Annotated in this window: 14 protein-coding genes; 5 read left to right on the top strand and 9 right to left on the bottom strand. The window is 71.0% G+C overall.

The window, feature by feature from the left end:
• Nucleotides 1-29 precede the first annotated feature (29 nt).
• The 3 genes from BLU27_RS13885 to BLU27_RS30425 all read right to left on the bottom strand — a co-directional run bounded on the left by BLU27_RS13885 (nucleotide 30) and on the right by BLU27_RS30425 (nucleotide 3817).
• On the bottom strand, nucleotides 30-662 hold the full coding sequence (locus BLU27_RS13885) for a gamma carbonic anhydrase family protein (RefSeq protein ID WP_092653941.1): 633 nt from the start codon (nucleotides 660-662) through the stop codon (nucleotides 30-32).
• A gap of 79 nt (nucleotides 663-741) precedes the next feature.
• Nucleotides 742-2880, bottom strand: coding sequence for an ABC transporter substrate-binding protein (locus BLU27_RS13880; protein WP_092653939.1), 2139 nt, complete (start codon nucleotides 2878-2880; stop codon nucleotides 742-744).
• A gap of 340 nt (nucleotides 2881-3220) precedes the next feature.
• The gene (locus BLU27_RS30425; RefSeq protein WP_172805102.1) at nucleotides 3221-3817 is read right to left on the bottom strand and encodes a polysaccharide deacetylase family protein; all 597 of its coding nucleotides are present in this window, start codon (nucleotides 3815-3817) and stop codon (nucleotides 3221-3223) included.
• On the opposite strand from BLU27_RS30425, the gene BLU27_RS30420 reads away from it, so the two are divergent.
• Entirely contained in the window at nucleotides 3807-3983 is a 177-nt protein-coding gene (locus BLU27_RS30420) for a hypothetical protein (RefSeq protein ID WP_172804831.1), read from the top strand. The two genes, BLU27_RS30425 and BLU27_RS30420, sit on opposite strands and share 11 nt — an antisense overlap.
• Nucleotides 3984-4697: 714 nt before the next feature.
• Nucleotides 4698-5423: a PIG-L deacetylase family protein gene (locus BLU27_RS13870; RefSeq protein WP_197681828.1), complete on the top strand. Its 726-nt coding sequence runs from the start codon at nucleotides 4698-4700 to the stop codon at nucleotides 5421-5423.
• A 59-nt stretch (nucleotides 5424-5482) separates the two neighbouring features.
• On the opposite strand, the gene BLU27_RS13865 is transcribed toward BLU27_RS13870, so the two are convergent.
• From BLU27_RS13865 to BLU27_RS13855, 3 genes are all read right to left on the bottom strand, one after another.
• Complete coding sequence (locus tag BLU27_RS13865) at nucleotides 5483-5830, bottom strand: hypothetical protein (protein WP_092653933.1); 348 nt, start codon at nucleotides 5828-5830, stop codon at nucleotides 5483-5485.
• A gap of 127 nt (nucleotides 5831-5957) precedes the next feature.
• Complete coding sequence (locus BLU27_RS13860) at nucleotides 5958-6614, bottom strand: LuxR C-terminal-related transcriptional regulator (RefSeq protein ID WP_277869296.1); 657 nt, start codon at nucleotides 6612-6614, stop codon at nucleotides 5958-5960.
• An 11-nt stretch (nucleotides 6615-6625) separates the two neighbouring features.
• The gene (locus BLU27_RS13855; protein WP_241827957.1) at nucleotides 6626-8023 is read right to left on the bottom strand and encodes an ATP-binding protein; all 1398 of its coding nucleotides are present in this window, start codon (nucleotides 8021-8023) and stop codon (nucleotides 6626-6628) included.
• A 115-nt stretch (nucleotides 8024-8138) separates the two neighbouring features.
• On the opposite strand from BLU27_RS13855, the gene BLU27_RS30880 reads away from it, so the two are divergent.
• From BLU27_RS30880 to BLU27_RS29550, 3 genes are all read left to right on the top strand, one after another.
• A complete protein-coding gene (locus BLU27_RS30880; RefSeq protein WP_092653929.1) occupies nucleotides 8139-9926 on the top strand; it encodes a PspC domain-containing protein in 1788 nt (595 codons plus the stop codon).
• Nucleotides 9919-10140, top strand: a complete 222-nt coding sequence (locus tag BLU27_RS13845; protein ID WP_092653927.1) for a hypothetical protein — start codon at nucleotides 9919-9921, stop codon at nucleotides 10138-10140. Before BLU27_RS30880 ends, BLU27_RS13845 begins: the two co-directional genes overlap by 8 nt.
• 90 nt (nucleotides 10141-10230) lie before the next feature.
• On the top strand, nucleotides 10231-10443 hold the full coding sequence (locus tag BLU27_RS29550) for a PspC domain-containing protein (RefSeq protein WP_172804949.1): 213 nt from the start codon (nucleotides 10231-10233) through the stop codon (nucleotides 10441-10443).
• A gap of 90 nt (nucleotides 10444-10533) precedes the next feature.
• Here the strand turns inward: BLU27_RS29550 and BLU27_RS13835 are convergent, their stop codons facing one another.
• The 3 genes from BLU27_RS13835 to guaA are packed head-to-tail and all read right to left on the bottom strand — an operon-like array spanning nucleotide 10534 to nucleotide 14180.
• Nucleotides 10534-11520, bottom strand: coding sequence for a glutathione S-transferase family protein (locus BLU27_RS13835; protein WP_092653925.1), 987 nt, complete (start codon nucleotides 11518-11520; stop codon nucleotides 10534-10536).
• An 18-nt stretch (nucleotides 11521-11538) separates the two neighbouring features.
• A complete protein-coding gene (locus BLU27_RS13830) occupies nucleotides 11539-12600 on the bottom strand; it encodes an alcohol dehydrogenase catalytic domain-containing protein (protein WP_092657668.1) in 1062 nt (353 codons plus the stop codon).
• A gap of 14 nt (nucleotides 12601-12614) precedes the next feature.
• Nucleotides 12615-14180, bottom strand: a complete 1566-nt coding sequence (gene guaA, locus BLU27_RS13825) for a glutamine-hydrolyzing GMP synthase (RefSeq protein WP_092657666.1) — start codon at nucleotides 14178-14180, stop codon at nucleotides 12615-12617.
• Nucleotides 14181-14340 lie beyond the last annotated feature (160 nt).

Raw genomic sequence — 14340 nt, 5'->3', positions numbered from 1 at the left:
GCCCAAGCGGCCGCCGCCGACCGCCTGCCCTACGGCGCGCCCGGGGTCAGCGGCTCGTCGTCGCGGTGGGCGGCGAACTCCGCCGAGCGGGCCTCGGTGGCAGCTTCGTAGCGTCGCGGCCGGTCCTCCCAGTCGGCGCTCACCCCGAACGCCGCGGCCGCGAAGCCGGCGTCGCGTACGGCCGCCGCGGCATCCTCCCGCTGGTCGGGCGTGACCACCCGGGCCGGGTCGCCGGCCGCGAGCGTGTGAGGCGGCACGAAGAACCCGTCGGGTACGAACGTTCGGGCGTGCACCAGTGCGCCGACCGCGATGCTCGCGCCCGGCCCGAGGCGGGCACCGTGCAGCACGGTGACGTTGGCGGCGAGGTAACAGCAGCGTTCCACGGTGCAGCCCAGCACGGTCGCGTGCGGTCCGACGAACACGTGGTCGGCAAGCCGGACGGGACGCTCCTCGTCTCCGATCGCACTGGCCCGCAGGACGGCGTGCTCGGCGACGACGCACGACTCGCCCACCTCGACCGAGGAACCCTCGGCGTCCAGGACGGCGCCGTACATGATCCTGGCCCGAGGTCCGACCACGATCCGGCCGACCAGGGTTGCGTTGGGGGCGACGTAGGCCGACTCGTGGACGGTCGGCTCGGCACCCCGGTGACGGATCAGCATGACGCCATCGTCGGACAGGTCGCCGACAGGGAAAAGCCCGCCACGCCCGGGTCCGGGGTGGCGGGCCTTTCACGACTGCTCAGACCTTGTGCTCCTCAGGCTTGTCCCAGAAGTACAGCTCCGGGTCGTACACCGCCGGGGACGGCAGGATCCAGGGGTTCACCCAGCCGCCGAGCGCGAGGTTCTCCTTCTTCGGAACGTTGTGCAGGCCCTTGCGGGTCAGCACGATGCGCGGGTAGTTGGCGACGATGCCGAAGAAGAACGGGCCGTCGTCGATGTGGATCTTCTCGATCTCCCACATGATCTGGATCCGCTTCATGTTGTCCGGCTCGACCCGGGCCTGGGCGTACAGCTTCCACAGCCGGTCGATCGGGTCGCCCTTCTCGGGCAGCATCCACGGCGGCGTCCGCTTCCACGGCGACAGGTTGGCCTGCGACTTCAGCTTCTTCGGGTCACCGGTCTGCATGGTGAACGCCTGTCCGTGCAGCGGGGCCCAGTGACCGGTCTCGACCGGAATCACCCAACCGGGGTAGATCAGCGGCGAGCAGTCGCCCACCTCCCAGGCGGTGGTGGTCATCAGTTCACCGCGGCCCCACCGGTCGCCGAACGCCTCCGGCGGAACCGGGTTGATGACCGTCTTGATGCCGACAGCCTCCCAGTCACGCTTGAGGTGGTTGTTCTTCTGGACGTGCTCTGCGCTGGCGTCGGCCGGGTAGTCCAGGGAGATCTGCAGCTTGGAGCCGTCAGGCAACTCGCGCTTGCCGTCGCCGTTCTTGTCGACCAGGCCCAGCTTGTCCAGCATCGACTTGGCCTTGGCCGGGTCGTACTTCACGTACGCGTCCCGCCATTGCGTGTACTTCTGCTTCGCCTCGTCGTTGATGGTGAACATCTGCCCCTTGGGGCTGAGCGTTCCGGTGGTCACCTCGCCGGTGTCGAAGTAGATCGCCTTACGCGCGTCCGGCCGGTTGATGGCGTGTGAGAGCGCCTGCCGGAACTCCGGCTTGCGGATCACCTCGCGCATCTTGTCGTCGGGGTAGTCGTAGTTGAGGAAGCAGATGGAACCCGTGCCGGATCCACTGTCCCAGAAGCTGACCTGGACTCCGGTGCGCTTCTCGGCCTGCTTGAGCCCGGAGATGTCACCCAGGACCAGGCTGGTGTGGCCACCGTGCACGTAGTCGTACCGGCCGTTGCTCATCTGCAGCTTCTGGACCTGCGGGTCCTTCACCACGTTGAACCGGACCTCGTCGATGTAGGGCAGCTGCTTGCCGTCCTTGTCGACCACCCAGTAGTAGGGGTTGCGTTCGAGGACCACACTGCGGCCCTCTTCGTAGCTCTTGACGTACCAGCCGGTCATCACCGGCGAGCCCGGGTTGAGCTGCCAGTCCAGGTGCAAGTCGTGCTTGACGTACCAGTCCTTGCCCTTGATCTTCTTGTTGTACGTGGGGTGGTACTTCATCAGCACATGCTTGGGTGCCATCCACTGCGGGCCGATGCCGCGGTTGACCCAGGCCGCGAGGCGCTCCGGCGTGATCGGCGCGGGCGCGTCGAACTTCATCCGCAGCGTGTAGTCGTCGGGCGCGGTGAGCGTCGCCACGGTGTCGCGGCCGGAGCGCACGTCGTCCGGCGGGACCTCCGGGTGCTCGGTGTTGAGCACCATGTCGTTCCACCAGTACATGATGTCGGCGGTCGTCCACGGCTGGCCGTCGGACCACTTCAGGCCCTTGCGGAAGTGGAACGTCCAGTCCGAGGCGTCGGCGTTGGACTCCCAGCTCTCGACCAGGCCGGGCCCGATGTCCAGACCGTCGTTGAGGAACCGCAGCAACGAGTGACCGTAGGAGTACTCCTTGATGGCGCCGGAGTTGCTGGCGTCGATCACCATCTGGAGCTGGCCGCCGTAGTTGCCCGGTTCGGCCCAGTGGTGGGGAATGACGTACGGCGTGGAGGGCAGCCGCTTCTCCAGCGCAGGAAGCTTGCCCGCCTTGACCTGCTCGCTGAGGGACGGCGCCTCGGAGAACTTCTTCGGTGGGGCGAGCGGCTTTTTCGCCGACCCCTTGGGCGTTTGCCCGGGCCCCGCACCGCCGCCCGCGGCCTTCTTGCCCGACCCGCCGTTCCCGCCGGTGGAGTCGTTGCCCGAGCACGCGGCCAACATGAGCGACCCGGCGGCCACCGCCGAGCCGTACAGAAAACCGCGCCTGCTGACGCCGTTGCCATACACCATCCGTCACACCTTCCTTGCGAACGAAGCCGCGCTCCGCTTCGGCACGGCTCAGCGACCTGGCTCGAGCGGCGGGCGCGGACACGCCTTCGCCCCTGCCAGGTCCGGAAGGCCCATCATGGACAGCGTCGAGCCCGGATGGCAGAAAGTCGCCAGCCCATGGGCGACCAGGATCGGTCACGGCCGGGATCGGACGCCGATCTGTTCAGGTCGTGAACTCAAAACCCAAGCGGGCAAGGCGGTCCGCGATCACGACCGCCCTTCGGGCAACTGCAGGGCCAGCGGTCCGGGTCAGCGGTCCGGGTCAGCGGTCCGGGTCAGCGGTCCGGCTCAGCGGTCCGGCTCAGCAGTCGAGGGAGCGGAACACGTATCCCTGCTTGCCCAACCTGGTCAGGACAATCTCCAGCGCGTCGACGGTCTGTTGCCGATCGCCCCCGCCGTCGTGCATCAGCACGATCGCGCCCGGGCGCGCACCTTCCACGGCCCGCCGTTCGATGGTGGCCGAGCCGGGCCGCGTCCAGTCACGGGTGTCGACGTCCCACAGCACCACCCGCATCTTCAGTTCGTCGGCGATCGAGCGGACGTCTGAGTTCGTCGCGCCGTACGGCGGACGCAGGCACTTCGAAGCCGGACCGCCCTTGATCTCCTGCTGCATCCCCGACCACGACCGCGACGGCAGCGACGCGTGGTCGAAGGTGTGGTTTCCGATGGTGTGCCCGGCCTTGCGCACCTGGTCGACGAAAGCCGGGAACTCCTTCTGCAGCTGACCCAGTTCGAAGAACGTCGCCTTCGCGTTGTGCCGGGCGAGCACCTCGAGGATCTTCGGCGTCCACTCGCTCGGGCCGTCGTCGAACGTGAGGTAGAGAACCTTCGGGCCCGTGGTCGCTCCCGGCCCCGGGGTGTGGCCCGGGGTCGACGGGGAGTCGGGGGTGCCGGAAATGGAGTCACCGGGCAGGGTCGGCCGTCCGGTCGAGGTGGGAGCCGGGGAGGTGACGCCACCCTCCGGTGCACTCGGCGAGGGCGAACCAGAGGACGAGGGCGAACCGGGGGACGACGAGGGCGACCCGGGGGACGACGAGGGCGACCCGGACGGTGACCCGGTCTGACGGGGCAACTCGCTCGGCGGTGTGGCCCGGGCGACCGAACTCGCCGTCGGCTGGTGCGGGTCGGCCGAAGGATCCCGAGGGTCCGACGGCGCACACCTGACCAGCGCGAGCCCGACGACGATGACTCCGGCCGCCGTCGCCGCTCGACGCAACCGGATCGTGGCGCCCCGGCCGACCCGGGGACCGACCGTCAACTGCCTTCCGGAATCGCCGTGTACGAGTGAGGAAACTCGTACGACGAGTCCACGCCAGCGCGTGGCTGCCCGCGTTCCGGCCATCGCCCATCACTCCCCCGAGTCACTGCCAGCGTGAATGAGGGGGTGAGGCGTCACCAGTCCCGGCGGGTCCCGTGAGCCGGGGACCAGCGGCCGGGCAGATCCTTTGCAGGAAAGGGAATTGGGACGGCCCGGTCACCCGGAGCCGCCCCCACCAGTGTCGGACGTTGTTCGGTTCTGGCCGACGGAATTCGAGCTTCGACGGGCCGATTTGATACCGGTTTCGGAATTCCTGCGGATTCGGCCGGTTGCTTCGACCGGATAGTTCGACCGCATGATCCGGCCGATCAGTTCTGCCCACCATTTTGGTGCCCTGGAGGTCCGGTCACCGGTCGCTGGACCACACGTACGAACTCGACGTGGTGTCACCGGACCGCGCGGTGTCCAGCACTCCCGGTGTGGTCGGACGTTCCGGTGGGGGCTTGGTAGGTTCACGCGGGTGACCCTCGTTCACCCCGACTCCGAGATCAGCCGCGTACTCGTCATCACGGCACATCCCGACGACGTCGACTTCGGCGCGGCCGGCACGATCGCCCACTTCACCGCCGCCGGCCTGGAGGTCGTCTACTGCATCTGCACCGACGGCCAGGCCGGCGGATTCGAGGATCACGTGCCGCGTTCGAAGATCCCGGAGATCCGGCGAGCCGAGCAGACCGAGGCGGCACGACGCGTCGGTGTGCACGACGTACGGTTCCTGGGCCTGGTCGACGGCGAGCTCGAGGCGAACGCCGATCTCGTGCGCGCGCTCACCCGGGTCATCCGCGAGGTACGCCCGGAGCGCGTACTCACCCAAAGTCCCGAACGCGACTGGTCGTTCATCGCCCGCAGCCACCCCGACCATCTGGCCGCCGGCGAGGCGGCGGTGCGCGCGGTCTACCCGGCGGCCCGCAATCCCTACGCCTTCCCCGAACTCGCCGAGGAAGGGCTGGCGGCGTGGACGGTCCGGGAGGTGTGGCTGTCGGGTCACCCGACCACCAACCACGTCGTCGACGTCACCGAGACGTTCGACAAGAAGATGGCGGCGTTGTACGCCCACCAGAGCCAGCACCCCGAGCCGGACCAGCTCGAGCCGCGGCTGCGCGAGGGGTTCGGCCGGGTGGCCGCCACGGCGGGACTACCGCAGGGCCACCTCGCCGAGGGCTACTTCGTGGTGGAGACCGGCTGACATCCGGTGGAGCCCGGCCGACGGCCGGCGAACCCCTCGGCCGGCCAGGGCCTCGCGGGTCAGCGCCAGAAGACCGCGACCGCGACGTTGAGCAGCGTGAGCGCGGTGAGCCCGAAGAACCACCCGGTGGCGATCGTGGGCTTCCTGCGGTTGACCCAGGCGAGCACCGTGATGATCAGGACGACGATCAGCTTCACACCGATCTTGGAGTTGTTGACGTGCTCGCCGAGGCCGCCCTGGATGACGCCGACGAGGAGTACGCCCGTCACCAGCTGCGTCAGCGCCCCGTGCAGGATCGCGGGCAGGATCCTGCGGTCGGGACCCTTCATCTGCACCAGCAGCCCGCCGAGCAGGCTCGCCAGTCCGACGAAGTGGAGGAAAAGGAGCAGATGGCGAAGGAACTCCACGGTGGCGGTGCCTGCCTTCCCTGCGCGTGCGGCGACATGAGTGCGCGATACTACAGCAGGTAGTACTAGCGGCCCGACACCGCACCGTGATCCCGCCCGGCCCCTGGTTTCCGGGACCCGGCCCGGGTCACACCAGGCGGCGGTCGGTCGCCCAGCGGGTCAACTCGTAGCGGTTCGACAACTGCAGCTTGCGCAGCACCGAGGACACGTGGGTCTCCACGGTCTTCACCGAGATGAAGAGCTCCTTCGCCACCTCCTTGTACGCGTAGCCGCGGGCGATCAGCCGGAGCACCTCACGCTCCCGCTGCGTCAGCCGGTCCAGCTCCTCGTCGATGCTGCCGGGGTCGACGGCGCCGGCGAACGCGTCCAGCACGAAGCCCGCCAGCCGCGGGGAGAACACCGCGTCCCCGTCGGCGATCCGGCGTACCCCGTCGACGATCTCCTCACCGGTGATCGTCTTGGTGACGTAACCGCGCGCACCGGCCCGGATCACCCCGATGACGTCCTCCGGGGCGTCGGACACGCTCAGCGCGAGGAAGCGCACGTCCGGGTCGGTGGCCAGCACCCGGCGGGCCACCTCGGCGCCGCCACCACCGGGAAGGTGCACGTCCAGCAGCACGACCTCGGGCTTGGTCTCGAGGATCACCTTGACCGCCTCGTCGACGTCACCGGCCTCCCCCACGATGTCCACGGCGGCACCGATCTCGGTGCGTACGCCGGTCCGGAACATCGCGTGGTCGTCGACCAGGACGATGCGGCGCCTGCTGTCGGGGTTCGTGCTCACGGTTCTTCCTCTCACCGTCGACCGCTCTGACCTGATCTGGTCTGGTCGGCTCGTACTCGGGGGTCACGGTCCACGACGAGGCGCACCTCTGTGCCCTCGCCCGGGCCGCTGCGCACCTGTGCCCGGCCGCCGTGGCGTTCCATGCGTTCGTAGATGCTCCGGCGTACGCCGAGGCGGTCCTCGCCCACGCGGTCGGGGTCGAAGCCCACCCCGCGGTCCCGGACGTAGACCTCCACGTGGTTCTCCTCCACCTCGGCGTAGACGTCGATCCTAGGCGCGCCGGAGTGCTTGGCGGCGTTCACCATCGCCTCCCCGGCAGCGCGGACGACCGCGGTCAGTGCCGGGTCGAGGGGCGCGTCGCCCACCATCACGACCTCGACGGGTACGCCGTGCTTGTCCTCCACCTCCGCCGCGACCCGCCGCAACTCGCTGCGCAGGGTGGCGTCCGCGTCCTCCTGGTCGCCGTACAGCCACTGCCGAAGGTCGCGTTCCTGGGACCGCGCGAGCCGGACCACCGCCCGCTGGTCGTGCGCCTGCTTCTGGATCAGTGCGAGCGTCTGGAGGACCGAGTCGTGCAGGTGCGCTGCCATGTCGGCGCGTTCCTGGGACCGGATCCGCTCCCGCCGTTCCTCGGAAAGGTCGCCGACCAGGCGCCACATCCAGGGACCGGCGATGAGGACCAGCCCGATCGCGGCGCCGAGGAGGACCGGGAGCCCGGCGCTGACGGCGTTCATCCCGGCGGCCGAGGACACACCCCACGTCAGCGCCACGACGACGAGGAGGAGACCGACGCCGGTGCGCAGGACGGTGACCCAGCCGCCGGTCATGAACAGCGGCCAGAGCCAGCGCAGCTTCGTCGGCGCCGAGGAGGTCCAGCGCACCCGCTGGGACTCGTCGGCCTGCCGCCACAGCAACGCCAGCCCGCCCCCGCCGACCAGCAGGGGCCAGAACACCTGCGTGGAGACTCCGCCCAGGTGCGGGAAGAGTGCGATCACGCCGATCGCCAGGACGGCGATCGACACCAGCTGCCCGGGATCCTGCACGCGGCGGCGCCGTGGCCCCTCGGTGCGTTTGCCCTGCCGGGTGGCCGCCTCGACCCCGGCCGGTTGTGCGGCCGTGCGTACGGCGGTGTCCTGGGGGAGGACCACCCACAGCGCGGCGTACAGGAGGAGGCCGAAGCCGCCCATCATGGCCAGTCCGATGAACCCCAGCCGCACGTGGATGGGCTGCAGCCCCAGATGGTCGGCCAGCCCGCCGGCCACTCCGCCCATGACCTTTCCGTCGGTACGCCGTACACAGCGCGGGGGCGCGTCGAACGCGCCCGCCGCGGCAGTGGGGGTACCGAGGGTTCCGGCACTCGGGTCGGTGAAGATGGGATCCTCCTCGGGCAGTCTCCCGACGATGGTCACATGAGCAGGGCCCGCGGAGCCACCGGGACGCCCCCTGTCGGCTCCGGAGGCCCGAGGGGGCAAGCCCAGGGACATCCCGGATGCGGCTGCGACGGTCACGGCGAAGGATCTAAGGATGGCTGACACGACTCCGCCCCCGGAACGCGGCGCCCCCGCGCCCGGTGGCGGCGTACCCGCCGGAGGCGGTGGACGCGGGCGGGGCGGTGAGCGCGCCGAGCCAGGCGCATCGGGCACTCCGGGCGCACCGGGCGCATCGGGCGGCTCCGGCATTCCTGCCGGAAACCGGGCGAGCGCCGACGGTGGCGGTCAGGAGCGCGACGGGAGCGACCGACGCGGGCGTGACGACCGCGACGCGCGACGTACCGACGGCGTGGTTCGCGACCTGCGCCGGCTGCACCGAAGCGACGAGGGACGGGTGGTCGGCGGGGTGTGTGCCGGCCTCGGGCGTGAGCTCCAGGTCGACCCCGTGCTGCTTCGCGTGGTGCTCGCGGTGCTGGCGCCGTTCGGTGGTGTCGGCCTTCTGCTGTACGCCGCGGGCTGGGTGCTGATCCCCCGCGTGGGCGAGGACCGCTCGATCCTGGAGCAGCAACTCGGCCGGCGCCGGGACGGCAAGCCGGACGGCCCGGTGTTCGTGGCCGGTCTGGTCGTGATCGGCCTGGTCGTGGTGAGCATTCCCTGGTGGGGACTCCCCTGGCACGTACCCGCGCTACTGGTGCTCAGCATCCTGGGGCTGGTCGCGCTGCTTCGCCGACAGTCCGACCGCGTCCAGGCTCCCGAGGCCCCACCGGAGGGCGCCGCACCCGGCGGGCCAGTGCCCCCGAGTGGGAGCACCCCGCCTGGTGGCGGCGTACCGACCGGCGCGACCGTGCCGACGGCGGAGGCGCCCACCACCGCGATGACCCGACCGCTCTCGGAGGTCGCCGACGGCCTCGGCCACCCCGGCACCGCCGAGGAGACCGGCGCCGCGGCCGACCCGGACTCGCACGTCACCCAGCCGCTGGCCACCACGCCCGCACCGGCGCCGCCGCCCGGTCAGCCGGCGCAGGCACCGGGCCAACAGGCCCCGCAGGGCCCGCACGACGCCGGCACGCACACCCGTCCGCTCCAGGTCGGCTCGTGGCGGGCCGCACAGCCCGCGCCTCCGGGATTCTGGGACCAGCCCGACCCGCTCGGCCTCGGCGCAGGCGCCGAGGCCGAGGGCGGGGCGGACGGAGGGCCCGCGAGCCGGCCGGAAGCCGGGGGCGCCCCCGTGCCACCGCCTCCTCCCCCGCGGCGGCGGCGCTTCGTGCTGTTCCTCGTGACCATGCTGGCCGCACTCGTCGTCTGCGCGGCACTGGCCGGACTGCAGGAGGACAGCCGGCTGCCCAGCGGGAAGTACGCCGTCACGATCCCGGCCGGCGGGTACGTCGCCGCGGCGCTGGCGGTGGTCGGCCTCGGGCTGATCGCCGGTACGTGGTTCGGGCGTTCACGCGGGCTCATCGCCGTGGGGACGATCCTCGCCGTCGCGCTGGTCCCGGTGACCGCTGTGGACTTCGGCGTCACCGCCGCCGCCCACGACCACAGGGTGCGGCCCACCTCGCTGGAACAGGTCCGGCCCAGCTACGACTACCCCACCGGCCGGGTCCGGCTGGACCTGACCCGGTTGCCTCTGCGGGACGGCCAGGAGGTGCGGACGAGTGTCGACCTCGGCACCGGCGAACTCGTGGTCAGGGTGCCGCCCCGGGTCGACGTCCACGTCGACGCCGACGTGGGAGTCGGCGACCTGAAGGTCTTCCACCAGACTCGCTCGGGTGCGGACAACACCATCCGGACGACCGACGTGGGAAGGGACGGTACCGGCGGCGGCGACCTGTGGCTCAAGGTCGACCTCGGCGTGGGACACCTGGAGGTGGACCGTGGCTGACCCCCGACGGCGCAGTGCCGACGTCGTTTCCCTGGTCGCCGGGCTGGTGTGCTGCGGGATCGCGCTCAGCTGGTTGCTGGTCTCGGCCGGCGGGATCGGGCTGCGGGACCTCGGCTGGCTGATGCCGATGATCCTCATCGGTGCCGGCTTGTTCGGCGTACTCCTCTCCATCCGGCGCAGCCGGCGGTTGCGCCGCCCCGACCGCAGCGGTTGACCCACGCTGGGGACCGCTCGGGGTCGGCTCAGGGGGCGGTCGGGACCGTTCCGGATCGTCCCATCCGCTCCGGTCCGCGAGGGTGGAGTCATGAACGAGATTGCGACCCAGAAGAAGTTGGTCCGGACCAGGGACGAGCGGATGATCGCCGGTGTCTGCGGCGGCATCGCGCGCTACGCCGGTCTGGACCCGGTGATCATCCGGCTCGCGCTGGCGGCCTCGATCCTCCTCGGCGGTGCGGGCGTCGTGCTCTACATCGCGGCCTGGATCATCGTCCCCGAGGAGGACACGGCGACGGCGTGACCACCATCTCCAGCGTTTCCCCGGCACCACGACGACGACGCGGGCTCTTCGGCGAAAAGCCCGCGTCGTCGGCGTTCCGGGGTTGTGCCTTCAGCCTCGCCCGGACGGCACCGCCCAGCCGGACGCGTCCGGCCCCTTGGGCACCACACCGGTAGGGTTGATCTTGTGGTGGGTGGCGTAGTAGTGCCGCTTGATCTGGTCGAAGTCGACGGTCTCCCCGAAGCCCGGGGTCTGGTAGAGGTCGCGCGCGTACGCCCACAGCACCGGCATCTCGGTGAGCTTGTTCCGATTGCACTTGAAGTGGCCGTGGTAGACGGCGTCGAAGCGCACCAGCGTGGTGAACAGCCGTACGTCCGCCTCGGTCAGCCGGTCACCGCACAGGTAGCGCTGGTCGCGCAGGCGGTCCTCCAGCCAGTCCAGCCGGGCGAAGAGCCGGTCGTACGCCGCCTCGTAGGCCTCCTGCGAGGTGGCGAAGCCGCACTTGTAGACGCCGTTGTTGACGTCGTGGAAGACCAGGTCGGCAACCTCGTCGATCTCGCCTCGCAGGTCCTCGGGGTAGAGGTCGGGCGCGTCCGGGCGGTGGAAGGCCCTCCACTGCGTGGAGAAGTCGAGGGTGATCTGCGGATAGTCGTTGGTCACCACCTGCCCGGTTCGCTCGTCGACCAGGCAGGGCACCGTCACCCGGCCCTGGAAGTCAGGGTCGGTGGCTCGGTAGGCCTCGGCGAGGAACTCGACGCCGAGCACCGGGTCCCGTCCGTCCGGGTCGAGGGTGAACCTCCAGCCGCGTTCGTCGCGGATCGGGTCGACGGTCGCGAGCGAGATGGCGTCCTCGAGGCCGAGCAACCGGCGGAGGATCACCGACCGGTGCGCCCACGGGCAGGCCCGCGACCACACCAGGCGGTAGCGGCCGGGCTCCGCGAGCAGGCCGGACGACCCGTCGGCGGTGATCCGCCCGGTGAACCGGTTGGCCTGCCGGACGAACTCACCGTGCGCTCCGGTCTCCCGGCCGAACTGCGCGGCGCCGCCCTGGCTCGCGGTCCCGCTCTGGCTCTGGGTGCTGCTGGCGTGTTCGGGCATTGCTCCAGTGTTGCGGACTCACCGCAGCGTGGCCACCGTCATCCCGGCGCCGGTGGCTCCGCCGCGTGGGCCGCCCGGACCCATCGCCGCCAGCGCGGCCGGTACGTCGGCGAGGTCGATCAGCCTGCCGACCAGCCGGTCGGGCCGCAGGCGCCCCGCCGCCACCAGGTCGAGCATGGCGGGGTACTCGTGGGCGGGGAGTCCGTGGCTGCCCCTCACGTCGAGTTCGTACGCCACCACCCGGTCCATCGGCACCGGGGTCGGGCCGCCTGGCAGCAACCCCACCTGGACGTGCCGGCCGCCCCGGGCCAGGCCGAGCACCGACGCCGCACAGGTGGACGGGGAGCCCAGACAGTCCAGTGACACCCGCGCTCCCCCGTCGGTCAGGTCATGCACCACCGAGGCGACCGCGGCGGGTTCGGGGTCGACGGAGGCGTCCACCACCTCCTCCGCACCCAGCGCGCGGGCGAGGTCGAGCGCCGCGGGTGAGACGTCCACCGCGACCACGCGCGCGCCCGCCGCCACGGCCACCTCGACCGCGGACAGCCCGGCGCCACCGCACCCGTGCACGGCCACCCAGTCACCCGCGCCAACCCTGCCTTGACGCAGCACCGCCCGATAGGCCGTACCGAACCGGCAACCCAGCCCGGCCGCGGTGGTGAACTCCAGAGCGTCCGGAAGCAACACCAGGTTGACATCGGCGTGGTCGACGACGACGTACTCGGCGAACGACCCCCACCTGGTGAACCCGGGCTGGGTCTGCCGCGCGCAGATCTGGTGGTCGCCGCGGGCACACTGCGCGCACCGGCCACAGGCGTGGACGAACGGCGCGGTCACCCGCTGACCCGGCCGAAAGCCGCGAACCTCCCCGCCGACCTCGACCACCACGCCGGCGAACTCGTGCCCGCCCACGTGCGGGAGGCTCACGTCGGAGTCGTGCCCCTGCCAGGCGTGCCAGTCACTGCGGCACACCCCGGTCGCGGCGACCTCCACCACCGCCTCGTGCGGAGCCGGCCGCGGGGAGGGCACCTCGCGCACGGAGACCGGTCCGCCGAACGTGTCGTACCAGACCGCTCGCATCCGGGAGTCCCCGCTCACTCCCACTCGATGGTGCCGGGCGGCTTACTGGTCACGTCGATCACGACGCGGTTGACCTCGAGGACCTCGTTGGTGATGCGGGTCGAGACGCGTTCGACCAGGTCCCACGGCAGCCGCGCCCAGTCGGCGGTCATCGCGTCCTCGCTGGTGACCGGGCGCAGCACGATCGGGTGGCCGTACGTGCGCTGGTCGCCCTGCACCCCCACCGACCGCACGTCGGCCAGCAGGACGACGGGGAACTGCCAGATGTCGCGGTCCAACCCGGCGGCGGTCAGCTCCTCCCGGGCGATCGCGTCGGCCCGGCGGAGGATGTCCAGGCGTTCGCGGGTGATCTCGCCGATGATCCGGATGCCGAGGCCCGGGCCGGGGAACGGTTGCCGCCAGACCATGGTCGGAGGAAGGCCGAGCTGCTCGCCGACCGCGCGTACCTCGTCCTTGAAGAGCGTGCGCAACGGCTCGATCAGCTCGAACCTCAGGTCGTCGGGAAGGCCGCCGACGTTGTGGTGGGACTTGATGTTGGAGGCACCCGCGCCGCCGCCGGACTCCACCACGTCGGGGTAGAGCGTGCCCTGCACGAGGTAGGCCACCGCGGCCTGACCCTCGGACAGGTCGCCGAACACCCGCACCTCGGCGGCTTCGAACGTACGGATGAACTCCCGGCCGATGATCTTGCGCTTCTGCTCGGGATCGGCGACCCCGGACAGTGCGTCGAGGAACTGGTCGGAGGCGTCGACCACGTCCAGGTCGCTGAACACCGCCTCGAAGTCCCGCTTGACCTGTTCTGTCTCGCCCAGCCGCATCATCCCGTGGTCGACGTACACGCAGGTGAGGCGGTCGCCGATGGCCCGCTCCACGATCGCGGCGGCGACCGCGGAGTCGACGCCCCCGGACAGCGCGCACAGGGCGCGGCCGTCGCCGACCTGCCTGCGGATGAGTTCGACCTGCTCGTCGATGATGTTGAGCATCGTCCAGGTCGGCTGGCAGCCGGCGATCTCCAGCAGGAAGTGCTCGAGCACCTTCTGCCCGTGCTCGGTGTGCAGCACCTCCGGGTGCCACTGCACGCCGGCCTGGCCGCGGGCGACGTTCTCGAACGCCGCCACCGGCGTGGTCGCGGTAGCGGCCAGCACGTCGAAACCCTCCGGCGCCGCGGTCACCGAGTCGCCGTGCGACATCCAGACGGTGTGCTCCGCCGGCAGGTCCGCCAGCAGGGTGCCGGGCGCGGTGACGTCGACCCGGGTACGGCCGTACTCGCGCGCACCGGTGTGGGCCACCTCCCCGCCGAGGCTGCGGGCCATCGCCTGGAAGCCGTAGCAGATGCCGAACGCCGGCACCCCGGCCTCGAACAGCGCCGGGTCGACCTGCGGCGCGCCCGGTGCGTAGACCGACTGCGGGCCGCCGGACAGGATGATCGCCTTCGGCTTGCGGGCGAGAATGTCCGCCACCGGAGTGGTGTGCGGAACGATCTCGGAGTAGACCCGGGCCTCGCGCACCCGGCGGGCGATGAGCTGGGCGTACTGCGCGCCGTAGTCGACGACGAGAACGAGGTCGTGATCGGTCACGATGGCCTTCCGTACGGGCCTTGCAGTGGCTGCACTGACCTCGGCGAGTCTAGTGGGCGTGCGGTCGATCACGGGTGCCTGGTGATCGCCGTCCTCGGGGCGACGGAGCCGGCCGGCTCGATCCCGTACGCCGCAGGTATGACGACCCCGGCGACCGTACGGG

Origin of the sequence: Actinopolymorpha singaporensis (assembly GCF_900104745.1) — a bacterium.
Taxonomy (GTDB): Bacteria; Actinomycetota; Actinomycetes; order Propionibacteriales; family Actinopolymorphaceae; genus Actinopolymorpha; species Actinopolymorpha singaporensis.
The sequence above is the reverse complement of the archived record's forward strand: the minus strand, read 5'-3'. Positions and strand labels throughout refer to the sequence as shown.

Excerpts from the sequence above, each read along its gene's own strand:
- BLU27_RS13885 (WP_092653941.1), bottom strand. The coding sequence starts at position 662 with ATGCTGATCCGTCACCGGGGTGCCGAGCCGACCGTCCACGAGTCGGCC.
- BLU27_RS13880 (WP_092653939.1), bottom strand. The coding sequence starts at position 2,880 with ATGGTGTATGGCAACGGCGTCAGCAGGCGCGGTTTTCTGTACGGCTCG.
- BLU27_RS30880 (WP_092653929.1), top strand. The coding sequence starts at position 8,139 with ATGGCTGACACGACTCCGCCCCCGGAACGCGGCGCCCCCGCGCCCGGT.
- BLU27_RS29550 (WP_172804949.1), top strand. The coding sequence starts at position 10,231 with ATGAACGAGATTGCGACCCAGAAGAAGTTGGTCCGGACCAGGGACGAG.
- BLU27_RS13835 (WP_092653925.1), bottom strand. The coding sequence starts at position 11,520 with ATGCCCGAACACGCCAGCAGCACCCAGAGCCAGAGCGGGACCGCGAGC.
- BLU27_RS13830 (WP_092657668.1), bottom strand. The coding sequence starts at position 12,600 with ATGCGAGCGGTCTGGTACGACACGTTCGGCGGACCGGTCTCCGTGCGC.